Here is a 21,999-nt window from a genome sequence, read left to right as displayed (position 1 = left end):
TATTTTGCACGTTGGAAAGCAAAAAGAGGGCAGACTTGACGTCTCTCCCTCGTTTTTCATCGAAAAGTCTGAACAGAACAGGAGATTCAAAAAGACCGCCCACTCCTAAACTTATCACTTTATTTTTTTTTGATTTCATATTTGAAATCTGGGTTCACTTCTTTGTCCAATTTATCAAAAGCCGCTTGTGTTCGTCGTTCGATCTCCGCCATTCCTTCTTTATCCGTTTTCTTGATATCTGATAGGTCGATTGGTTCACCGAAACGCACTGTCACTCTCTTACGCTTGAACAAATCCCCAAGTGTCAGCGGACCTTGGTATACGGCTGGCACGATTTTCGCTTTAGACATTCTGGAAATCAACGCCATCCCGCCTTTAAGTTCTGTAGCATGCCTTGTCCCACTGGGGAACATGATTAAACTCAAATTTGTCGATTTTAAAATCTTTACAGGTGTTTTAATGACACTTGGTCCTGGATTCTCTCTTTTAACTGGAAAAGCATTGGATCGAGTTAATATAAATCGCAGAACCGGATTTTTGAACAGTTCTTCTTTTGCCATAAAGCTGAATTCCTTCGGTGCTGCAGCTACCGCTAGATATAATGGGTCCCACCAAGTACGATGGGGGGCAACTAGTATGTAATTCTCATCTTGCGGTAATACTTCTTTATTCTCATAACGGGCATTTCCATTGACTAAAGCTAATAGTACTCGAACTACCCCTCGCATAAATCGATAAAACATAGTCTCTTCCTTTCCCTTCTTATGGTCATAGTATGCATAAAAAACAGAGGTTTGACAAGCCACCTTGGTTCTTTTTAATAAAAATAGTATAATACAAACGACTATTTTTTTCATTTTGGAGGGAATCCATGCTTCACGAAGACGAACGAATCGACCAATTATACGCAGAAGATATCAAAATTATCCAAAGTTCCCAAGTATTTTCTTTTTCTTTAGATGCTGTGCTACTTGCTCATTTCTCTCGTGTGCCTAAAAAAGGACAGATTGTTGACCTTTGCGCAGGTAATGGTGCAGTTGGTCTGTTTTTAAGCAAACGAACTCAAGCAGCTATTGATGCTATCGAACTTCAGCCTCGCCTAGCAGACATGGCAAGACGCAGCATCGCGCTGAACCATCTAGATGAACAGATGACAGTCCACACCATCGATCTGAAAGACAGCTTATCCGTCGTTCGGCATAATTCTTGTGACTTAGTCGTCTGCAATCCACCTTATTTCAAAGGGCTGCCAACAAATAAAACGAACCCTAATAAACACCTAGCAATCGCCCGTCATGAGATCCATACAACATTAGAAGAAGTGATCGATAATTCAAGTAAGTTACTAAAAACAAATGGGCGTTTCGCTATGGTCCATCGACCTGAACGATTCTTAGAGATCATCCAAATTATGCAAAATCATCGGATTGCACCTAAACGGATCCAATTTGTTTACCCAAAAGCTGGAAAAGAGGCAAATATTTTGTTAGTTGAAGGAATCAAAGAAGGTAAATTAGATGGATTCAAAGTCGCTCCGCCTTTGATCACTTACGATGCAGACGGGGAATACACAGCAGAGATTCGTGAGATGCTCTATGGCAAATAAACATTATTTTTACGTATTATTCTGTAAAGATCAGACATTTTACGGTGGGTACACAACAGACCTTTCTAGGAGACTAGGGGAACATAACAATGGTACTGGCGCTAAATATACACGTCTTCAAAAAAGAAGACCTGTTAAGATGATCCATGCAGAAGTATTTTCTTCAAGAAGCGAAGCAACAAAAGCAGAAGCTGCATTCAAAAAACTCACCCGAAAACAAAAAGAACATTATTTGAAGACACACTCAACCGTTTTGCTTCCTGAAAATAGATGACTGTTAAAAACACGATAAAAAAACTTCAGGCAAAAACAACTGTTTTTGCCTGAAGTTTTTTGTAGCTATTATTCTGATACGTTTGTCTCGCTGCTGTTCGTACTTGAACTTCCTCCTAGCAAGGCTTCGCTGACTAAGTGAATGTAATGTGTCATCCCTTCAGGATTTGGATGGACTTGATCATCATAAAACCAGTCACTATGGTCATTACTGTAGCTATACCAATCAATCAGCGTCATATTGTCGTATTTTTTCGTCATCTGTTCAAGCATCGCATTCACGTCATTTTGCCAACGTTTCGTCGGTACTCGGACATTGACCCAGTATACTTTTCGATCACCGATTGCATCCATCACGCTATCAAACTGAGCTTCAGAGAATGAGCCATTCGTTCCTAATCCAATTAGAACAGTGTCTTTCAATAAATCTTGTTCCTTTAATTTTTCAATATACGGTACACTGGCGTATAATTGTCGCCCCACATCGCCATCTACCACTACTTTTGGATAAAGCTCTTGTAGATCAGTTGCAGCATCTAGCATAACTGAATCACCAAATGCCGTTAGCTCTAATTTTTGTGCCTTGTTTCCTTGGGCCTTAGACAACTCGTACTTATCAAGAATCGCTTGGTCCACTGAACTAGTAGTATTTTCTGAATTGTTTCTGGTTTCTTCTGCTAATTTTTTACTTTCAGCGATCTTTGCCTGCAATTGTTTTTGATCGGCCGTTACAGCATTTTTCGGTGCCGTAACGAAACCAACGAATGCAATTGCTACAAGTAATGTGCCTGGAACGACCCATGGTTTGCTCTTACTGATGATCGGTTTGCTGAACCATCCTTTCATCACTTGGAATGTACGACCATAGTCAAAACGTGCTAGCGGACGCTCCACATATCGATAAGAAAGTTCACTGATGATTAAAATCAATGTGATTTCCACTAAAGTATGGAACAGAACATGATCAGCAATATCAGTCACTTTTGCTTCATAAAAAATCATAACTGGAAACTGATACAGATAAATCCCGTAGCTTCGTTTGCCAATCCAAGTAAATACTGGATTTGTCAGCCAACGATTCAAGCTTGCTCCAGGATGTGCTGTCACTGCAACTAGTACTACGCATAACAGACTCACTAGAAGCATCCCTCCATAATAGATGAAATTGTAATGATCATCTAAAAAGAAGAAGCAAAGAATCAGTGCCAGCAGTGAGATTCCTCCAGCGATATTCAGGATACTTTTTGCTTGTTTCGGAATGTTTTTCTTCAAACGAGTACTTGGCCAAACAAAAGCGAGCGCACTTCCCAACCATATAGAAAACAGCCGGGTGTCCGTTCCATAATAAACACGGGTTGGATCGCCCCCAGGTGTATACAAAATCATCATCAAGATCGCAGAGAGGAAAGATGTACCTAACACGGTATAAAAGATCCATTTTCTTTTACGAACAAATACCATCAACAATACAAACAAGATTGGCCAAACCAAATAGTTTTGACCTTCTACCGCTAAAGACCAGATATGTGTAAACGGTGATTCATTAGCAAATCGGTCGAAATAAGATAAACCGTTATTGATTTGCCACCAATTGTTGACATACAGTAAGCTGCTGACGACAACTCCTCGAAGATTATTCAACAATCCTCGCTGGAACAAGGTGATATAAGCCGAAGCTGTAACAAGCATAAAAACGAGTGCCGGATAGAGTCTCTTCATTCTTCTGACATAAAATTGCCAAATATTGATTTTTCCATTTTGTTCCCATTCCTGCCTTAGCAGATCCGTGATCAGATAACCAGATACGACGAAAAAAATCGGAACGCCCAAATAGCCGCCTTTCATACTAGTTGGCAGAAGGTGATAGAAGATAACACCAACCACAGCTAATGAACGGAGCCCATCAAACCCAGTGATGTAGCGGCTGTTTTTTAACCTTTTTTGTTTTTCCATTCAATATTCCAACTTTTCATAAACTTTTTTCATTCGTAATATACGGGTATTAAGTGAAAATAGCAAGTAGAATCGTGTCCTTTCTCTACTATTTTTTTCTATCATCCCATAAATTTTAAAAAATAAACATGCTTTTTTTCAACTTTAAGAAAATTTCAAATAAAAAAGTAATTTCTATTTGCTGATCCGTCCTTTGGTAGAAAAAAAACTGCAGACAAACGAATGTCTGTCTACAGTAGTATTTCATGAATTTTTGTCAAACTCGATCTAAATGCCATCCTCGTAGAAACGCCCAAGTATCTGGACATTTTCCGCGATACTTACAAAAGCTTGCGGATCAGAAGCTTTCATCGCTTCTCTGAGTAGAGGCAGTTCGTAACGTGTAACGATCGTCATCAATACTGTCTGCTTATCATGTTTATAAGCACCTTCTGCTTCATTGATGATCGTGATTCCTCTACGCATACAGTTTTGGATTTCATTCACTACTTTTTCTGGATGTTTCGTTACGATCATTACCTGCATTTTCTTTTGTTTAGTATAAACGACATCAGTTACTTTTCCACTGACGAAAATAGACAACGTACTGTAAAACATATATTGCCAGCCAAATAGAATCCCAGCAACAAAAACGATCAATGCATTGAAGTAGATCGAGATAGAACCAATCGACTTTCCTGTTTTTTTACGAATCGTGATACTCACGATATCTAGACCACCCGATGATAGGCCATTTCTCAACGCTAGCCCAATCCCTAGTCCCATCACAGCCCCACCAAACAACGCACAAATGATTGGATCGGTAGATAAGACTGTTTCCGGTAAAATATGGATACAAAGGGAGGTCAAAGTGACTGTGATAAAAGTGAAAATTGTAAACTTCTTCCCGATTTTGAACCACGCCAAGACGAACAAAGGTATATTCAGTAAATACAAAGTGGTTGATACCGGCACCTCGAACCCTATGAGTGATTTTGACAAAGTCGTCAAAATCTGAGCCAGGCCAGTAATACCACTTGAATAAATATGTCCTGGTTGATAAAAGAAATTCAATGCGACAGATGCGATCAACGCATAAACGATTGATACCGAAAGTTTGGTCGTGTAATCATGGTAAGCCCAATTTTCGAATGTTTTTTTCATGGAAAAGCCCCGCTTTATATGTTATGGCTTCATTATAAAGTGTTTTTCAATTAAATCAAGGTTGCCAAAAGAAGCAGATTCGACAAATCCTTTTTGCCTTTTTATCGGCTATTCTTCTATATTGGTTACATCAATATTCAATTCGAACAATTGTAAAGGTGAAACCATACTTGGTGCATCACTCATCACATCGGCTGCTTTTCCGTTTTTAGGAAAGGCAATGACTTCACGAATATTGTCTTCCCCTGCTAATAACATTGCAAAACGATCCAATCCTAATGCAATGCCGCCATGTGGAGGGAATCCGTAATCTAAAGCTGTTAGCAAGAAACCAAATTGTTCTTCCATTTGTTCTTTTGTAAAGCCTAAAGTTTTCAACACTTTTTCTTGAAGTTCCCGAGTATGGATCCGGATAGAACCTCCACCTAGTTCATAACCGTTCAAGACGATATCATAAGCTTCTGCATAGACTTTTGCAGGGTCTTCAGCCAGTAATGGGATATCTTCTGCTTTTGGCATCGTGAATGGATGGTGAGCAGAGACATATCGACCTTCTTCTTCTGAAAATTCAAATTGAGGCCAATCAGTTACCCATAAAAAATTGAATTTGGATTCATCGATTAGTCCTAATTCTTTTCCTAAACGTGTTCGGATAGCCCCTAATGCAGCAGCGACGATTTCACTTTTATCTGCGCCAAACATCAGCAAGTCACCTGGTTCTGCATCTGTTGCTTTGATGATTGCTTCTGTTGCTTCTCCCATGAATTTAGCAATCGGGCCTTTCAGACCGTCTTCTTCCACTTTCAGCCATGCAAGTCCCTTAGCTCCGAATTGCCCTACATATTGTCCTAACTGATCCATATCTTTTCGTGAGTAGCGATCTGCAGCGCCCTTCGCATTCAATGCTTTCACGACTCCGCCGTTTTCAAGAGCCATTTGGAAGACTTTGAATTCTACTTCTTTGACTGTTTCGCTTAGATCGATCAATTCCATTTCAAAACGTGTATCCGGTTTGTCGCTGCCGTAGCGAGCCATTGCTTCATCATAGGTCATACGGGGAAATGGCAATGCGACTTCGATGCCGCGAACTTCTTTCATTACCTTCGCAATCAATCCCTCTGTGTAGGTTTGGATTTCTTCTGCTGTTAGGAACGTTGTTTCAATATCTACTTGCGTAAATTCAGGCTGACGATCTCCACGTAAATCTTCGTCACGGAAACAACGAACGATTTGATAATAACGGTCGAACCCAGCATTCATCAGCAATTGTTTGAACAGTTGAGGAGATTGCGGCAACGCATAGAAATGTCCAGCATGGACACGTGAAGGAACTAAGTAGTCTCTTGCGCCTTCTGGTGTAGATTTTCCTAGGTAAGGTGTTTCAATATCTAGAAAGTCATTATCGTCTAAATAATGACGAATCGCTTTTGTTGTCGCATTTCTCAATTTGATGTTTTTAGTCATTTTGGGACGTCGCAGATCCAAATAACGATATTTCAAACGTATTTCGTCACTGATTGCTTGATCATCTTCAATTTGAAATGGCGGTGTTTTTGCTTGATTCAAAATCACGATTTCACTTGCAATCACTTCAAATTCACCAGTGGCCATTTTAGGATTTACTGCATTTTCACCGCGTCTTCTGACTACCCCAGTTACTTCGATCACGTATTCACTGCGGCATTTATCTGCGATTTCCCATGCTTCTTTGTTGATTTCAGGATTGAAGACGATTTGAACGATTCCTTCGCGATCACGTAGATCGATAAAGATTACTCCCCCAAGGTCTCGTCTTTTTTGTACCCATCCTTTTAATGTAACTGTTTGTTCTAATTGTTGTTCGGAAACTAATCCGCAATAAATCGTTCTTTGTGCCATTTCTTTTTTCCTCCTACTCGAATAAAGTCATTTCATCATAGACTTCATCAAAATGCTCATATATTTCTTCTAATGGAAAACTTTTTTCTTTTCGGCTTGCCATTGCTTTGACATTGATCGTTTGGCTAGCAAGCTCATCTTCACCGATCACCAATACTAATTTGGCATTCGCTTTATCTGCTGTCTTAAATTGTGCTTTTGCTTTACGGTTCATGAAGTCGCGGTCAGCTGAAAAACCGAAGTTTCGAATCGCTTGGACCACTTTCAATGCTTCGATATTTGTTTCGTCTCCGAGTGCGACCACATAAGCATCTAACTCATTAAATGCAGGGATAACTACTTCCTCTGCCTCCATAGTCAAGAGTAATCGCTCGATACCCATTGCAAATCCAAAGCCAGGTGTTGAAGGACCACCCAGTTCTTCCACTAGATTGTCATAACGTCCGCCTGCGCAAATCGTTGCTTGTGCCCCCATTTTCGGTGCGTCACTCATGATTTCAAAAATCGTATGCGTATAGTAATCTAATCCGCGAACCATGTTACTGTCGATTTCATAAGGAACAGCCAATGCATCCAGCATGGAAACAACGGTATCAAAATGTTTTTGAGCAGGTTCGCTTAAATAATCTAAGATAGATGGCGCATCTGCTACAAATTTTTGATCTCGTTTGTCCTTACTATCCAACACACGCAATGGATTTTCGTGAAGACGGCGTTTAGAGTCTTCACTCAACTCTGCTTCAAAAGGTAAAAGATAATCGATTAATGCTTGACGATAGGCTTGACGTGTGTCTTTATCACCCAATGAATTGATGACTAGACGGATTTGCGTGATTCCCAACTGTTTGAAGAAATCGAGTGCCATCACCATGCTCTCCACATCTGTTGCAGGATTCTCTGATCCAAATGCTTCTACTCCGATCTGATGGAATTGACGTAACCGTCCTTTTTGCGGACGTTCGTAGCGAAACATTGGTCCCATATAAAAAGTTTTGAACGGTTTTGCATACTCTGGACCGAATAATTTATGCTCAACAAAAGAACGAACGATTGGCGCTGTACCTTCTGGTCGAAGCGTCACATGACGTTCCCCTTTGTCATAAAAATCATACATCTCTTTTGAAACGATATCCGTCGTATCACCTACACTGCGGGATATCACTTCATAATGTTCAAAAATCGGTGTACGCATTTCATTATACTGATAATCTCTGAACAATAAACGTGCTGTTTCTTCGACAAACTGCCATTTTTCTGATTCGCCTGGCAAAATATCATTTGTTCCTTTTGGTCTTTGGAAACTCATAGTTTTCTCTCCCTTTCTTAGCTATGTAAATAAAAAAATCACCCTTGTTCATCATGAACAAGGGTGAATGAAATTCATACACGGTACCACCTAATTTTGAAAGATTTCTCTTTCCTCTTACGAATAACGCTCGTACGCGGGACGGCTTTTCACTCGTCCATCTCCAGAGTGTCTTTGGGCTAATGAAACTTTGGATCATTTTCAGCCTCGATGATCCTCTCTTGTAAAGTTTCAAAAACTTACTCGCTCTTTCATTGACATTTCGATATTACTTATAACCTACTAAAAACCAATCTCAAAGTCAAGAGTTATCTGACTATTTTCCCTCACAAAAACGTTTTAGTTCAGCTTTTTGTTCTTTTGTTTTAGACTAGAAAAAAAGGAGGAATCAGCTATGGCAGAAATAAGAATCGGACATTCACAAGTCTACGCAGAACAGCTTGGACTAGGAGCAAATGCCGTTGGGGGACACAATCTTTTTGACGGTTTGGAAGACGAAACAGGAAAACAAGTGGTTCGTACAGCTTTGAATAGCGGAATCAATTTGATCGATACCGCCTATGCTTATGGAAACGGCCGTTCTGAAGAACTGATCGGTGAGGTATTGAAGGAAAAAGAATATGATCGTTCACGTATCGTCATTGCTACAAAAGCTGCTCATGTGCCAAATAAAGGACGAACATTTGACAATTCACCCGAGTTTCTCAAACAATCGGTGGAAGACGCACTGAAACGTCTGCAAACTGATTACATCGACATTTTTTATATCCACTTTCCGGATAAAAGCACCCCAAAAAATGAAGCAGTTGCTGCATTGCATGAATTGAAAGAAGCAGGAAAAATCCGAGCAGTTGGTGTATCGAACTTCACGTTAGAACAATTGAAAGAAGCGAATACAGATGGATATGTCGATGTAGTAGAAGATAAATACAGTTTGATCCATCGGCAGGCTGAAAAAGAATTATTTCCTTATCTTGAAAAAAACAAAATCAGCTTTGTCCCCTATTTTCCTCTTGCTTCCGGTTTACTGACAGGAAAATATGAACGTGGTCAGGAAAAACAATTCAGCGAAGGAGATCCTCGAAAAAGCAATCCGGATTTTCAAGGAGAACGTTTCAAAGAAATTTTAGCCGCTGTCGACATACTTCGCCCCATTGCTAAAAGATACCAAGCTACCCCTGCGCAACTTGTTCTAGCCTGGTATATGAAGAATCCGAGAGTGTCTGTAGTCATACCCGGAGCTAAACGTCCAGAGCAAGTCTCTGACAATGTCCAATCTTTAGATTTGCATTTATCCAGTGAGGATTATCAAACCATTGATGAAGCATTTCACGGATTTTGAGCAATTGACCTTATCCACTTATAGTAGTATGAAAAAAGGAAGATCAAACAGTGCTGATCTTCCTTTTTTCGATAAGTTTATACTAATCTAATTCTTATAAAGTAGCGCTCGGCTGTTTGGATAAGTCGGAAACTGATTGAATGGGATCGTCCAGTCTTGTTCAGGTACAGAGAATTCAAACTTGTTTACTAACTGATCGGAAAACACACGTAGGCTGTGGAGAGTGATCCATTCTCCTGCGCAGCGATGCATTTGTCGAAAATCTCCTCCACCTTGTGCAATCATCTCATATTCTTCTTTATATGAAATATCTTTTGCTTTTCCTAAATATCGTTTGATCATAAAGGAATCTGGTGCTTCAACCGTTCGTTCATCATGATCTGTTCCATATAAATCTAGAATGACCCAACTATCTTCTGGTATACGATAACCATCGACTTCTACTTCTTTCAGAGAAATCGCAGGTAACATCGGAAAGAACGGATAATAGCGTCTCATTTCTTGAATGAACGGATCTTGCAACGTAGAAAAGTCGTTTTTCAATTGTTGGTACAAATCAGGTCTGCTGAAAAGCGCGTGTCCCATCAACGCCGCCCATACAGTCAAAGCAACTGTCGGACGGATGATATTCAATAATTCAACAGCTGCTACTTCCAGAGGCAAAAGCTGTCCGTCTAGATCTGTGGCATTGGCAAATGCATACAATGCCACATTTTCTTTTCCAGCCACAGGATTTTTCCGAGCTTCCTCAATCAAACTTTGCGCCCATTTCTCTGATTTCTTGCGATTTTCGACACCTTTTATGTGATCAATCGGAGAAGTAAACGTTCCGCTGATCATGGAGATTTGATATTCTGCTAATTTTTCGACTTCATCCTTAGAAAGCAAAGATAAATTGATACCTGCCCACTCACAAATCGATGTAAAGAAAACCATCTTGCTTAAATCAAATAATTCAAATTGACCATGCTGTGTTTCAAGTGCTTGCGTCAGGTTCTTATCTAAGATACGATGATAATCTTCCATTCTTTCGGGGGTCATCAGATCCATAAAAATATTTTTCCGATGATGATGGGCAGCTCCATCCAAAGTCTGTACTCCACCTTGACCAAAAAGTGTCTTCAACACTAATTTTGGCATAGCACCTTTTCGTTTGAAATTTCTTGGGTCATAAAATATTTTTGCCGCTAACGATCCGTAGATCACAATAGCTTCTTTATTGAAAATCTTTGCTTTGACAACGGGAGCGTCTGCTTCATGACGTAACTCCTCCAACATGTTGTATCCCTTTTGATACAATCTTTTTAGATCCGTGATTTTGACATCTACTACTGGTACTTCTTTCATCTTCAGCAACCTCCTAAAAATAACTTGTATAATTTAAGCTTAACTTTTTTTCTGACTGCTGACAAAAGAAGCGCTTTTTGTAGACGAGAAAAAAGTCGCTTAAGTTAGAGTTTTTCAGTCTAACTTAAACGACTTGATTTATATTTCTTATTGATGAAAACCAACTGACTTTATTTGTTTTTAGAATCAATAATAATCGTTACAGGTCCATCATTGACGAGAGAAATCGACATATCTGCTCCGAATTGTCCGGTAGCGACTGTGATGCCGCGACTTCTGATTCCTTCATTGAACGATTCGTATAAAGGAATAGCTATTTCTGGTCGTGCGGCTTCCACAAAACTTGGTCGATTTCCTTTTTTCGTATCCGCAAATAGTGTGAATTGAGAGACACTTAAAATTTGTCCTCCTACGTCTTCTACACTAATATTCATTTTTCCTTGATCATCTTCAAAAATACGCATTTGTGCGATTTTTTTTACTAGATATTCCACATCTTTTGGCGTATCTGTTTCATGGATACCTAGTAAAACGAGTAGGCCACAGCCAATTTTTCCAATCTCTTGCTGATCAACTGACACTGCCGCTTGACTCACCCGTTGAATGACTGCTCTCATATCTGGCCCTCCTATCCATTCGTCCGGCGTACACTGTAGACATCAGGTACTGCTTTGATTTTATCCACGATACTTTTTAGGTGGGACAAATTCTGGATACCAACCGTCAAATGGATTGTCGCCATTTTATCTTTATTCGTCCGAGCTTCGACGCTGTTGAGATTTTTCGTCAGCGCATTGACTGTTTGAAGTACATCATTCAATAAGCCTGAACGGTTATAGCCGTAGATTTCCAAGTCTGCATCATACTCTTTTCGTGTATTCGATGTATCTTCCCATTCGACTTCAATCAAACGTTCTGCTACATTTGGTTTATCAGGCTGAACATTCGGACAATCTCGACGATGGATGGATATCCCTCTGCCTTTAGTGATGTAGCCAACGATATCATCACCAGGAATCGGATTACAGCATCGGCTGATACGAATCAGTAAGTTTTCTACCCCTTGAATGACAACGCCACCTTCATGACGTACTTTCATTTTCTCAGGTTCTTTTTTCGGCTGATTCATGATTTCTTCTGCTTCTTGCTTTTGCTGCTCGATTTTTTGTTCTTTCCGTTCTTTTTCTGTCAGACGATTGGCCATCGTCAAAGGACTGACTTCCCCATATCCTACAGCTGCATATAAATCATCTTCTGATTGATAGTTAAAACGATCAAGTGCTTCTTGAAGTTTGTTTTTTGTCAAAATATCTTTAGGTGTAAACCCTAAATCTGTAATACACTTGACCACAGACTCGTGACCTTTGATCACATTTTCTTCCCGATCTTGTGCTTTGAAGAAACGCTTGATCTTATTTCTTGCTTTGCTAGTTGCCACCAATTTCAACCAGTCACGACTTGGACCAAATGAATTTGGAGAAGTCATGATTTCTATGATATCCCCGTTTTTTAATTTGTAATCAAGTTGCACCATTTTGCCATTTACTTTTGCACCAGTGGTTTTATTACCGATATCTGTATGGATACTGTATGCAAAGTCTAGTGGTCCAGATCCTTTTGGCAGCTCAGTAACGTCTCCTTTGGGCGTGAAGACATAGACTTTATCACTAAAGATATCTCCTTTTACACCTTCCATAAATTCAGAGGCATCATAGCTTTCATCTTGGAGTTCAAGTATCTCATGGAACCAGCTTAATTGTTTCGTCATACCATCTGGTTCTACTTTTTCATTTTTTCCTTCTTTATACGCCCAGTGCGCAGCCACCCCAAATTCAGCAATTTCATGCATTTCCTGTGTACGGATTTGGATTTCTACTGGATTTCCTGCCGGACCAATCACTGTAGTATGCAAAGATTGGTACATATTAGCTTTTGGCATGGCAATATAGTCCTTGAATCTGCCAGGCATTGGTTTCCATTTTGTGTGGATCGCACCTAATACAGCATAACAATCCTTGATTGAGTCTACGATTACTCGAATAGCTAGCAAGTCATAGATTTCGTTGAACTGCTTTTTCTGGTCTTTCATTTTACGATAGATCGAATAAATATGTTTTGGCCGTCCATAGATCTCTGCAAAAATCCCCAGCTCTTCTGTTGCTACTCGAATATCCTCAACAGTACCATTCACGTATTTTTCACGTTCTTCTCGCTTCGTCTGCATCAAATGAACGATACGGTAATACTGTTTTGGATTAAGATAACGAAGTGCTGTATCTTCTAATTCCCATTTGATTCGGCTGATACCTAAACGATGTGCAAGAGGTGCATAGATTTCTAAAGTTTCTTGAGCAATCCTTCTTTGCTTATCTTCCCGCAGATGTTTCAACGTACGCATGTTATGTAGTCTATCAGCTAATTTGACCATGATAACGCGTAAATCTTGAGCCATTGCCAGTAGCATCTTTCGATGGTTTTCTGCTAGCTGCTCTTCGTGGGATTTGTATTTTATTTTCCCTAATTTGGTTACTCCGTCTACTAACATAGCGACATCATCGCCAAATTCTTCTCTCAGATCTTCTAAGGTGACTTCTGTATCTTCAACAACATCATGCAAGAAGCCAGTAGCCACTGTGTGGGGGTCCATTTTTAAATCTGCTAATATACCTGCGACTTGGATAGGATGGATAATGTAGGGTTCTCCTGATTTTCTAAACTGTCCGTCATGTGCAGCAGTCGCATATTCGCATGCTTTCTCAACAAATGCTACATGTTCGGGCCCCATATATTGACTAACGAGCTTTATGACACCGGGACCCGTTAAAATTTCTTCTTTTGGCACAGGAATCGATCCCCCTTTCTTTTTCGGTAAAACAGGAATCGGGACAAATATCTGTTTGATAGTTGCCCCAAAATCCGTGAAGTTATACATTTTTTTACGGAAATGTTCGCTTTTAAAAAGCTTTTTCAAACAATTTTTCGTATTCATTGTACAAATAATTGTTTCTATTATACAAATTGTTCCCTATTTTTTCAATTCTTTCCGTCGATACTCTTTTATTGTTGAAAAACGTTAGCTATGAGAGGGATCCATTAACTCCCATTGATAGCTAGCAGCACTTAATAAATAAAGAGGCGCTGTTTCTGTACGAAGGATTCTTGGTCCTAATCCACATAGTATCCCTTTGTGTTCTACGAAATAATCGATTTCCTCGTGGGATAAGCCGCCTTCTGGTCCAAAGACAGCTAAGATTCGACTGCCCGGTTTTGTTTCACTAAGAATTTTGGCTACATTTGATTTTTCGCCTTGCTTTGCTGATTCCTCATAAGCAACCAAGACCACGTCATAATCATCTAGCCGTTCAAATAAGTCACGTTTCGTTTCCAGTAACTCTACTGAGGGCACGATTTGCCGATGGGATTGTTCTGCTGCCTCTTGGGCAATCTTTTCAAGCCTTTGTTGTCGCTTCATGCGTTTCTTTGCATCCCATTTAACCACAGAGGCTGATGCCGGAAACCCAAGAAAAGCTTGTGCGCCTAATTCAGTGGATTTCTGAATAATCCAATCCAACTTTTCTCCTTTAGGATAGCCGCTCGCTATGGTTATCGAACTTGGCAATTCCTTTTGGTTTTCTTCTTTTTTAATTTCTTTCAGATAAACAGCATCTTCGGTGATTTTTGTGATTTCTGCAACAACGGCTATCTGATCATTGAATGCCAAAAAAACTTCATCTTTCGGTTCCATTCTCATAACCCGTACAATGTGATGATAGGTTTCCCCTTTTAAAATAAAATGGTCTTTTGGTTCATACGATTCTTTCAAAAAATATCGCTGCATCTATTCCACCTCTGGTTTTTTCAAAATAATTGCATACCAGTCTTTTTGTTGGAAAACTTGATCCACGATGAATCCTTGTTCTATCATAGCATCTAGAACCATTTGCTTCTTCTCTTCAATGATTCCTGAAACGATCAATGTCCCTGTTTGTTTTAGTAAACGCCAAGCATCCGGGATCATCAATAAGATGATATCTGCTAAAATGTTCGCAACGATTACATCACTTTCAATCTCGATTCCTTTCAAAAGATCATTAGCTGATACGCGGACATCTTTGGCTACTTCATTCATATCCATATTTTCTTTCGCTGAACGAACGGCTACTTCGTCTAAATCAAAGGCATAGACATCTTTCGCACCAAGATATTTTGCTGCAATACTTAGTACACCCGAACCAGTTCCAACATCTAGCAATGTTTCGCCACCACGCAATACTGTTTCTAGTGCTGTCAATGTCAAAGAAGTCGTCGGATGGGTGCCTGTTCCAAACGCCATACCTGGATCTAATGTGATGATTTTTTCTAGAGGATCTTCTGTCTGATAGTTTTCCCAGCTTGGCGCAACCGTCAGCATTCGCGTAATACGCACCGGATGATAATATTTCTTCCATGCTGTTGCCCAATTGCTTTCCTCTACTTCGCTAACAGTTACTTTGTTTTTTCCAATCGCTAGACCAAACTCAGGCAATTGCGTGATACGATCTTTGATAAAAGGCAAGATTTCCGGTAAAAAAGTCGTTTCTGGAAAATAAGCCATGACTAGCGCGCCTTCTTTCAACGATGTAAAATCATTTTTATCTAAAATTTCACCATATTGATCCGATTGAAAATGTTCAACATCTAAAGAGTCTTCAATCGCAACACCACTCGCTCCTGCCTCCATCAAAATATTAGCGACCGCTTCGACTGCTTCACTTTCGGTTTCTACTTTTACTTCATTCCATTTCATGTCTGTCACTCCTTAATAACTTGGGTACGGTAAATAAGTCTCTGTTTCATTTTGCTGTTTTGCTTCTACTAACTCTGCTAGTTTCTGATTATCCCAATGGAGTTCGAATACAGCTTCGTCATCATCTTCATCTAAAAAATCAAGCAAATCACTTTGCCCTTGTGCTAATACTTCATTCAAATATTCCACTAAAGAATCAGCTACTGATTTTGCCAACCCTTTTTTTCCTTCATAGGGGATTGCTGCTAGATAATTTTGTTCATCAAAAACAGATTTCTGAGGATTAAAAAGGAGTACGCCATCTTCAAATTCGATAATTGGTTCTTGCGAAACAATCCCTTCTGCATCATCAATCTCAAATTGTGCTTTATTTTCCGCAAACAAACGAACAACGATTTCGATCGTATGATTTTTTGTATCCCAATCTAAAGCCACATCATAGTCCGTCACTTGTTTTTCGATTATTTCATCTAAGTATGTTAATAGATCCTTCTTTTTCATTTTCTTTCCTCCAACCCCAATCTTCCTCGATTTGGTTTTTTCTTTGTAAAGAGATATATGGATTGCCAGACACAACAAAACGCAACGGCTTTTCTGTCCATTCCCCTTTGTTCGGGATACCGATCCTAGGCAAAGCATCGATTTTTTTTGGTATCTTCTTTTTCTCAAAAACTAAACGTAATGAACTATCTGCTATAGACTGACCGTAGAGTTCTTGAGGAATTGCTAATGCTTCCACTAATTTTCCAGGACCGTTGCTGATATCTGGACCAGTTTTTCCACCACGATTTTTACTCATTTGTTCAATCATTGCAGCTGGTTCGATTGCACGTATCATTACTCCTTGAGGAATCCCTTCTGGCTGAGTGATGATGTTCAAAATCCGATGAGTATGCATCGTGTAAAGGTAGATCGTACCTGGTTTTTCATACATTGCCCGCACACGTGGTGTTCTTCTTAAACCATAGCTATGGGCGGCCTCGTCTTCTGGACCTAGGTATGCTTCCGCGTCTACAATATATCCAGCTAATCTTCCTTCTGGTGTGTCATGCTCCAAATACATCCCCAATAAATCCCGCGCTACTTCCGGCGTCGTTTTATTCCAAAAAAATTCATCTATCTTTTGTTTATCCGTCATTTTTCTCACCTACTTTATCATACACAATATTAGTTGGATAAGCTATGAAAACAAAACAACAGAAGGCTGTTCTTTCTAGCTATATTACTAAATATGTTATAATTAAGGAACGTAAAAACAAGAAGGAGGAAAATCCTATGCAACAGCCATTGGCTTATCGCATGCGACCTCGAACGATCGATGAAGTCGTTGGTCAGCAGCATCTAGTCGGTGAAGGAAAAATCATACGCCGCATGGTCGATGCTCGCATGCTCTCTTCCATGATTTTATATGGGCCTCCTGGTACTGGAAAAACGAGTATCGCAAGTGCGATTGCCGGTTCTACTAATTATGCATTTCGCATGCTGAACGCTGCTACAGATTCAAAAAAAGATCTGCAGGTTGTAGCGGAAGAAGCTAAAATGAGTGGTACTGTGATCCTCTTATTGGATGAAGTACACCGATTAGATAAAACAAAACAGGATTTTCTGCTTCCTCATTTAGAAAGTGGCCGAATCATCTTGATCGGAGCGACTACTGAAAATCCTTATATTACTATCAATCCAGCGATCCGCAGCCGCACACAGATTTTTGAAGTCAAGCCATTAACAGAGCAAGACATCCAGTTGGCAGTGGAACATGCCTTAAAGGATAAGGAACGCGGTCTTGGTCAACAAGCAATTCAGTTAGATGAAGAGGCTCTTCTTCACCTTTCGCGTGCAACGAATGGCGATTTGCGCAGTGCATTGAATGGATTGGAACTGGCTGCACGATCGACTCCTCCAGATAAAGAAGGAAAGATTCATCTTACTCTGTCGATTATCGAAGAATGTGTCCAAAGAAAAGCTCTTACCCATGACAAAAATGGAGATGCTCATTATGACGTTATTTCAGCGTTTCAAAAATCGATTCGCGGAAGTGATGTGGATGCTGCCCTTCATTATCTCGCCCGTCTAGTTGAAGCAGGTGATCTGGCAAGTATTTGTCGTCGCCTGATGGTTATCGGTTATGAAGATATAGGTTTAGGCAATCCTGCTGCTGCTGCGCGTACAGTAAACGCTGTATTAGCTGCTGAACGATTAGGGTTACCTGAGGCACGTATCCCGCTAGCAGATGTCGTCGTTGATCTTTGCTTGTCGCCCAAATCCAATTCTGCCTATATGGCATTAGATGCAGCACTTGCTGATATTCGAGAGGGTAAAGCTGGAGATGTTCCCGACCACTTGAGAGATAGCCATTACAAAGGTGCGAAATCCCTCAACCGCGGTGTGGGTTATCAGTATCCTCATCATTTCGATCATGCTTGGGTCGATCAGCAATATTTACCAGATAGGCTAAAAAATGCTCAATATTACCAGCCAAAGGATACAGGAAAATATGAACAGGCGCTAGGTCAACAGTATTACCGCATAAAAGAGTGGAAAAAACATCCCCCAAAAAATTAAACAAGAAAACGGTTCTATTTCTGCGAGCTCTCTCATTGCTCTTTTTAAATTCATATGCTACTATAGAGATGGGAAATCTGTGATGTTCGAATTGTCCTCTTTGTGTGTTGACCGAACATTTTTATTGATATCTTGGGACCCGTCTTGTGTCACTGCTGGTAACATGCCTTATCATTTGGTAGTTCGAAGCTACGACCATGGGACCCACCTGCTTGAATTCGCGGGATCAATACTACAGGACAAATAACGGCATTAACGGAGATTACCATCTTTTAAAGAATAAAGCAATTTGCTCTTGGCAAATTGCTTTTTCTATTTGTTGCTTATTTTGGAGGATTTGTTCATGATTAGGATTTTGATGATTATCGCCACTTTACTATTATTATTCGTTAGCTATTATTTATTTAATAAACAGGATATCTTTTTTGTATTGATCAAGAAAAATGACAAAAATCAAGGATTCCTACAATTTTATGGAGCTGCGTATGCTGTTTTAGGCGTTATGGGTATTTTAGCCGCTTTTTTCAATCAACGCTTCATCGCTTTGATCTTTTTATTGATCGTGATTCTCGTTTCTGCCACCTTCAGTATCCGCTTTGCAAAAAAAATTGCTGAACCAAAGCAGTAAATAATTCTCTTTTTCCACAAAGTGTTCTACAATAAAAGAGTACAACACGATTGACTTGAGGAGTGAATGCTTATGTTACAACAATACAAAAAAATCATGGTTGCCGTGGATGGTTCTGATGAAGCTGAATTAGCTTTTAAAAAGGCGGTCAATGTAGCTATCCGAAATAACGGAGAACTTCTATTAGCACATGTCATTGACACACGTTCTTTCCAAACCGTTTCATCATTTGATGGAATGTTGGCAGAACAAGCTACTGAAATGGCAAAGCAAACATTGGCAGATTATGAAAGCAACGCAAAGAAAGCTGGCTTGAATAATGTAACCTCTGTCGTAGAATATGGCTCACCAAAACAACTGATTGCGAAAGAAATCCCAGAAGATAATCAAGTAGACTTGATTATGTTAGGAGCTACAGGATTGAATGCTGTAGAACGTTTATTTATTGGTTCTGTTTCTGAATACGTTATTAGAAACGCGGCTTGCGATGTGCTTGTTGTTCGAACTGATTTAGAAAACCAATTGCCTCCTAAAAAAGACTAATTGATGAAAAGCTGTGTTTCAGAGGGGATCTCAAAAGTAAAACTTTTGAAGATCACTTGTCTGGACACAGCTTTTTTTGTTCTTCAAAAAATAAATTCGCTTATTGAGCGTCTTTCCTCTCACGATTCAAAGAATACTTAGATTCACTCACTTCTTTATATTCAGATCCTTCTGTGTAAAAAATAAAAAAGCATGTCCTCTTAGAAAACGGATATAAAATTATCCATTTTCTAAAGAGAACACGCGTGTATTTTTAGCCGCGCAAACGCTCCACGTCACGGGCAATCATTAGTTCTTCATCTGTTGGAATCACTAATACTCTTACTTTTGATTCTTTTGTAGAGATATCTACTTCTTCACCATGCAATTCATTCAACGCTGGATCGATTTCACAGCCAAACCAAGACATACCTTTAATGATTTCATTGCGTACATGTCCGTCATTTTCGCCGATACCAGCAGTAAAGACGATTGCATCGACACCATTCATCGTTGTCACGTATCCGCCGATATATTTTCGGATGCGATCCACGAAGATATCATAAGCTAAACGAATGTGTTCTTTTTCATAGTTTTTTTCAAGATCACGCATATCGCTAGACAATCCTGTTAGGCCTAGCAAACCAGATTTTTTATTCAAAACATTGATCATTTCATCAATATCAATCTCTAATTTTTCCATTAAGTATGGAAGAACAGCTGGATCGATATCGCCTGAACGCGTACCCATTGTCACACCAGCTAATGGCGTGAATCCCATAGAAGTATCCATGGATTTACCACCATTTACAGCTGTGATTGATACTCCGTTTCCTAAGTGGCAAGTAATGATTTTTAGCTCTTCAATCGGTTTGTTCAATAATTTTGCTGCACGTTCCGATACATAACGATGGCTTGTGCCATGGAAGCCATATTTTCTTACTTTGAAATCTTCGTAATAAGACACTGGCAAGCTGTATAAATAATTTTGCTTTGGCATTGTTGAGTGAAAAGATGTATCGAATACAGCTACGCTCAAAATGTCAGGTAAAATCTTTTTAAAGGCTTTGATTCCCATCAGGTTAGCAGGGTTATGCAAAGGAGCAAATTCTGCTAATTCAGCAATGCGGTCCATTACTCCCTCATCGATCACTACTGAATCCCCATAAGTTTCTCCTCCGTGAACAACACGGTGCCCTACACCGGTGATTTCATCATAAGAACTTAAAATTTGCAGTTCAATCAACTGATCTAACAGCATTTTTACTGCTACTTCGTGGTTTTCGATATCCATGATTTGTTCGAATTTTTGACTATCGCCGTACTTGATCGTAAAAATAGAATCTTGTAAACCGATACGTTCGACGATCCCTTTCGCAACTACGGTTTCTTCTGGCATTTGATATAATTGCCACTTCAAACTTGAACTCCCAGCATTGATTGCAATTGTTTTAGACATATGACTCTCCTTCTCGTTGAATGATTACAGAGCAGATGATTTCCAGTTTTTAAACTCGTTGAAAAATTCCGTCACCTTCTCTGGTTCTTTTAGTGAAGCAAGTTTCACAAGCAGTACTTCTTTTACTTGTTTTGCTTGTGGTCCTTTTTTCTGTAAGATCAAAATACTTTTTTGTGATTGTTTGTTGCGGAACAACTCATCTGGCAATTGAATCATTCCTTGAAGATAGCCTTCTTCTTTAAACCATTTTTTGATTTCTTCGCTTTGATCCGTTTCTAAAAAACCGCTTGGCATCAAAAACAAACCAAAACCATCCGGCTTCACGTATTTCATTGATTGCTCCAGCAATAAATGATGTGCATAACTGTGGCCTTCTTCGGTACTTGTTAAAAATTCTTTTGCTTTTTCGTCATTCGGATAATAACCGATCGGCAAATCGCTGATTGCAAAATCGACAGGATCGATTAATAAATCCTGCAACCCGTCTTGATGGAAGTATTGAACATTTGCTTGTGTCAAATCACTTGTAGAAGCTGCCACAGCCAACAATGTATCATCAATATCCACACCAAATCCTTCTGTTTGATACCCCGCATTCGATAGGTTTAAAAGAACTGTTAATAACAAGTTGCCCATTCCTGCCGCAATATCCAGAATCTTAACTGGTTCCTTTTTATTTGTGTATAGTTGTTCAATAAGAAAAACAAATAAAAAACCGATACTATCAGGAGTGAGTTGATGGTTCGCCTGCAGATGTTCTGTCTGGTTGCCCTTCAATAAAAGCAGTTGAGACAATCTGCGCCATTCTTCTGGCTCGAAAGAAAGTTTTTTCAACTCTTCATAAAGAGCTGTGATCCGTTGTGCTGTCTCTTTTGTCGGCACTCCATCCACCACACGTACTTGATAATCATCTATTAGATTTTCTGCATTTTCGACATAGGCTTCTAAAAAGGAAGTTCCCAATGCATTCTGTAAAAGCTGAATAGCTTCCAGGTTCTGATTGAACCCTTGTTCCATTTTTTCTGGTAACATGGTGCACCTCATTTCTAGATATATTATAACAATTTTTTCACCTGTTTAATTCTATCGAACAATTGACAAAATTTCAATCGTTTTCACTGTTTTTTATTTGTGAAACGGCAAACATTTTTTTATTAAAAACAGTGTTATAACAGAAAAGAGGGCGTTTTCACG

At 39.5% G+C, this 21,999-nt stretch carries 20 protein-coding genes and 1 other RNA gene; 7 read left to right on the top strand and 14 right to left on the bottom strand.

Annotation, left to right across the window (positions count from 1 at the left end; genetic code table 11):
• Positions 1 to 119: 119 nt before the first annotated feature.
• Positions 120 to 743, bottom strand: a complete 624-nt coding sequence (locus AB3I00_RS10835; protein ID WP_002309961.1) for a 1-acyl-sn-glycerol-3-phosphate acyltransferase — start codon at positions 741 to 743, stop codon at positions 120 to 122.
• 128 nt (positions 744 to 871) lie between these two features.
• On the opposite strand from AB3I00_RS10835, the gene AB3I00_RS10830 reads away from it, so the two are divergent.
• Together AB3I00_RS10830 and AB3I00_RS10825 are read left to right on the top strand one after the other, a co-directional pair.
• Complete coding sequence (locus AB3I00_RS10830; RefSeq protein WP_002373071.1) at positions 872 to 1,606, top strand: tRNA1(Val) (adenine(37)-N6)-methyltransferase; 735 nt, start codon at positions 872 to 874, stop codon at positions 1,604 to 1,606.
• Positions 1,596 to 1,880, top strand: coding sequence for a GIY-YIG nuclease family protein (locus AB3I00_RS10825; RefSeq protein WP_002309959.1), 285 nt, complete (start codon positions 1,596 to 1,598; stop codon positions 1,878 to 1,880). Before AB3I00_RS10830 ends, AB3I00_RS10825 begins: the two co-directional genes overlap by 11 nt.
• Positions 1,881 to 1,948: 68 nt before the next feature.
• Here AB3I00_RS10825 and AB3I00_RS10820 read toward each other — a convergent pair whose 3' ends face one another.
• The 4 genes from AB3I00_RS10820 to hisS form a co-directional block, all read right to left on the bottom strand.
• Complete coding sequence (locus AB3I00_RS10820; RefSeq protein ID WP_002314148.1) at positions 1,949 to 3,832, bottom strand: acyltransferase family protein; 1,884 nt, start codon at positions 3,830 to 3,832, stop codon at positions 1,949 to 1,951.
• Positions 3,833 to 4,099: 267 nt separating this feature from the next.
• Positions 4,100 to 4,975, bottom strand: a complete 876-nt coding sequence (locus AB3I00_RS10815) for a YitT family protein (RefSeq protein ID WP_002291388.1) — start codon at positions 4,973 to 4,975, stop codon at positions 4,100 to 4,102.
• Between the two features lie 108 nt (positions 4,976 to 5,083).
• On the bottom strand, positions 5,084 to 6,853 hold the full coding sequence (gene aspS / locus AB3I00_RS10810) for an aspartate--tRNA ligase (protein WP_002315647.1): 1,770 nt from the start codon (positions 6,851 to 6,853) through the stop codon (positions 5,084 to 5,086).
• Between the two features lie 13 nt (positions 6,854 to 6,866).
• On the bottom strand, positions 6,867 to 8,159 hold the full coding sequence (gene hisS, locus AB3I00_RS10805; protein WP_002291383.1) for a histidine--tRNA ligase: 1,293 nt from the start codon (positions 8,157 to 8,159) through the stop codon (positions 6,867 to 6,869).
• Positions 8,160 to 8,553: 394 nt separating this feature from the next.
• On the opposite strand from hisS, the gene AB3I00_RS10800 reads away from it, so the two are divergent.
• Entirely contained in the window at positions 8,554 to 9,501 is a 948-nt protein-coding gene (locus tag AB3I00_RS10800) for an aldo/keto reductase (protein ID WP_002315646.1), read from the top strand.
• Between the two features lie 87 nt (positions 9,502 to 9,588).
• On the opposite strand, the gene AB3I00_RS10795 is transcribed toward AB3I00_RS10800, so the two are convergent.
• From AB3I00_RS10795 to AB3I00_RS10765, 7 genes are all read right to left on the bottom strand, one after another.
• Positions 9,589 to 10,848 (bottom strand): cytochrome P450, encoded by a 1,260-nt coding sequence (locus AB3I00_RS10795; protein WP_368025198.1) that lies wholly within the window; start codon positions 10,846 to 10,848, stop codon positions 9,589 to 9,591.
• Positions 10,849 to 11,018: 170 nt separating this feature from the next.
• A complete protein-coding gene (dtd, locus tag AB3I00_RS10790; RefSeq protein ID WP_002291377.1) occupies positions 11,019 to 11,465 on the bottom strand; it encodes a D-aminoacyl-tRNA deacylase in 447 nt (148 codons plus the stop codon).
• Positions 11,466 to 11,476: 11 nt separating this feature from the next.
• Positions 11,477 to 13,690, bottom strand: coding sequence for a bifunctional (p)ppGpp synthetase/guanosine-3',5'-bis(diphosphate) 3'-pyrophosphohydrolase (locus AB3I00_RS10785; RefSeq protein WP_002315645.1), 2,214 nt, complete (start codon positions 13,688 to 13,690; stop codon positions 11,477 to 11,479).
• Positions 13,691 to 13,921: 231 nt separating this feature from the next.
• Positions 13,922 to 14,686 (bottom strand): 16S rRNA (uracil(1498)-N(3))-methyltransferase, encoded by a 765-nt coding sequence (locus AB3I00_RS10780; RefSeq protein ID WP_002373058.1) that lies wholly within the window; start codon positions 14,684 to 14,686, stop codon positions 13,922 to 13,924.
• The gene (gene prmA, locus AB3I00_RS10775) at positions 14,687 to 15,634 is read right to left on the bottom strand and encodes a 50S ribosomal protein L11 methyltransferase (protein WP_368025197.1); all 948 of its coding nucleotides are present in this window, start codon (positions 15,632 to 15,634) and stop codon (positions 14,687 to 14,689) included.
• A gap of 12 nt (positions 15,635 to 15,646) precedes the next feature.
• Complete coding sequence (locus AB3I00_RS10770) at positions 15,647 to 16,135, bottom strand: DUF3013 family protein (protein WP_002291366.1); 489 nt, start codon at positions 16,133 to 16,135, stop codon at positions 15,647 to 15,649.
• Positions 16,101 to 16,772 (bottom strand): DNA-3-methyladenine glycosylase, encoded by a 672-nt coding sequence (locus AB3I00_RS10765; RefSeq protein WP_024634688.1) that lies wholly within the window; start codon positions 16,770 to 16,772, stop codon positions 16,101 to 16,103. The genes AB3I00_RS10770 and AB3I00_RS10765 overlap by 35 nt, the downstream gene beginning before the upstream one ends.
• A gap of 137 nt (positions 16,773 to 16,909) precedes the next feature.
• Between AB3I00_RS10765 and AB3I00_RS10760 the strand changes: the two genes are divergently transcribed.
• The 4 genes from AB3I00_RS10760 to AB3I00_RS10745 all read left to right on the top strand — a co-directional run bounded on the left by AB3I00_RS10760 (position 16,910) and on the right by AB3I00_RS10745 (position 19,367).
• The gene (locus AB3I00_RS10760; RefSeq protein ID WP_002315640.1) at positions 16,910 to 18,196 is read left to right on the top strand and encodes a replication-associated recombination protein A; all 1,287 of its coding nucleotides are present in this window, start codon (positions 16,910 to 16,912) and stop codon (positions 18,194 to 18,196) included.
• A gap of 71 nt (positions 18,197 to 18,267) precedes the next feature.
• A non-coding RNA gene (gene ssrS, locus AB3I00_RS10755) (6S RNA) lies at positions 18,268 to 18,462 on the top strand.
• Between the two features lie 77 nt (positions 18,463 to 18,539).
• Positions 18,540 to 18,824, top strand: coding sequence for a hypothetical protein (locus tag AB3I00_RS10750; protein ID WP_002291361.1), 285 nt, complete (start codon positions 18,540 to 18,542; stop codon positions 18,822 to 18,824).
• 72 nt (positions 18,825 to 18,896) lie between these two features.
• The gene (locus tag AB3I00_RS10745) at positions 18,897 to 19,367 is read left to right on the top strand and encodes a universal stress protein (RefSeq protein WP_002291356.1); all 471 of its coding nucleotides are present in this window, start codon (positions 18,897 to 18,899) and stop codon (positions 19,365 to 19,367) included.
• Between the two features lie 253 nt (positions 19,368 to 19,620).
• Here the strand turns inward: AB3I00_RS10745 and AB3I00_RS10740 are convergent, their stop codons facing one another.
• Positions 19,621 to 20,805: an acetate/propionate family kinase gene (locus AB3I00_RS10740; RefSeq protein WP_002291355.1), complete on the bottom strand. Its 1,185-nt coding sequence runs from the start codon at positions 20,803 to 20,805 to the stop codon at positions 19,621 to 19,623.
• 24 nt (positions 20,806 to 20,829) lie between these two features.
• On the bottom strand, positions 20,830 to 21,837 hold the full coding sequence (locus AB3I00_RS10735) for a class I SAM-dependent methyltransferase (RefSeq protein WP_002291354.1): 1,008 nt from the start codon (positions 21,835 to 21,837) through the stop codon (positions 20,830 to 20,832).
• Between the last annotated feature and the right edge of the window lie 162 nt (positions 21,838 to 21,999).

The organism is Enterococcus sp. C76 (assembly GCF_040886985.1).
Lineage (GTDB): Bacteria > Bacillota > Bacilli > Lactobacillales > Enterococcaceae > Enterococcus_B > Enterococcus_B lactis.
The sequence above is the reverse complement of the archived record's forward strand: the minus strand, read 5'-3'. Positions and strand labels throughout refer to the sequence as shown.

Coding starts and splice junctions, on each gene's coding strand:
- AB3I00_RS10835 (WP_002309961.1), bottom strand. CDS start 743: ATGTTTTATCGATTTATGCGAGGGGTAGTTCGAGTACTATTAGCTTTA.
- AB3I00_RS10830 (WP_002373071.1), top strand. CDS start 872: ATGCTTCACGAAGACGAACGAATCGACCAATTATACGCAGAAGATATC.
- AB3I00_RS10825 (WP_002309959.1), top strand. CDS start 1,596: ATGGCAAATAAACATTATTTTTACGTATTATTCTGTAAAGATCAGACA.
- AB3I00_RS10820 (WP_002314148.1), bottom strand. CDS start 3,832: ATGGAAAAACAAAAAAGGTTAAAAAACAGCCGCTACATCACTGGGTTT.
- AB3I00_RS10815 (WP_002291388.1), bottom strand. CDS start 4,975: ATGAAAAAAACATTCGAAAATTGGGCTTACCATGATTACACGACCAAA.
- aspS (WP_002315647.1), bottom strand. CDS start 6,853: ATGGCACAAAGAACGATTTATTGCGGATTAGTTTCCGAACAACAATTA.
- hisS (WP_002291383.1), bottom strand. CDS start 8,159: ATGAGTTTCCAAAGACCAAAAGGAACAAATGATATTTTGCCAGGCGAA.
- AB3I00_RS10800 (WP_002315646.1), top strand. CDS start 8,554: ATGGCAGAAATAAGAATCGGACATTCACAAGTCTACGCAGAACAGCTT.
- AB3I00_RS10795 (WP_368025198.1), bottom strand. CDS start 10,848: ATGAAAGAAGTACCAGTAGTAGATGTCAAAATCACGGATCTAAAAAGA.
- dtd (WP_002291377.1), bottom strand. CDS start 11,465: ATGAGAGCAGTCATTCAACGGGTGAGTCAAGCGGCAGTGTCAGTTGAT.
- AB3I00_RS10780 (WP_002373058.1), bottom strand. CDS start 14,686: ATGCAGCGATATTTTTTGAAAGAATCGTATGAACCAAAAGACCATTTT.
- prmA (WP_368025197.1), bottom strand. CDS start 15,634: ATGAAATGGAATGAAGTAAAAGTAGAAACCGAAAGTGAAGCAGTCGAA.
- AB3I00_RS10770 (WP_002291366.1), bottom strand. CDS start 16,135: ATGAAAAAGAAGGATCTATTAACATACTTAGATGAAATAATCGAAAAA.
- AB3I00_RS10765 (WP_024634688.1), bottom strand. CDS start 16,772: ATGACGGATAAACAAAAGATAGATGAATTTTTTTGGAATAAAACGACG.
- AB3I00_RS10760 (WP_002315640.1), top strand. CDS start 16,910: ATGCAACAGCCATTGGCTTATCGCATGCGACCTCGAACGATCGATGAA.
- AB3I00_RS10750 (WP_002291361.1), top strand. CDS start 18,540: ATGATTAGGATTTTGATGATTATCGCCACTTTACTATTATTATTCGTT.
- AB3I00_RS10745 (WP_002291356.1), top strand. CDS start 18,897: ATGTTACAACAATACAAAAAAATCATGGTTGCCGTGGATGGTTCTGAT.
- AB3I00_RS10740 (WP_002291355.1), bottom strand. CDS start 20,805: ATGTCTAAAACAATTGCAATCAATGCTGGGAGTTCAAGTTTGAAGTGG.
- AB3I00_RS10735 (WP_002291354.1), bottom strand. CDS start 21,837: ATGTTACCAGAAAAAATGGAACAAGGGTTCAATCAGAACCTGGAAGCT.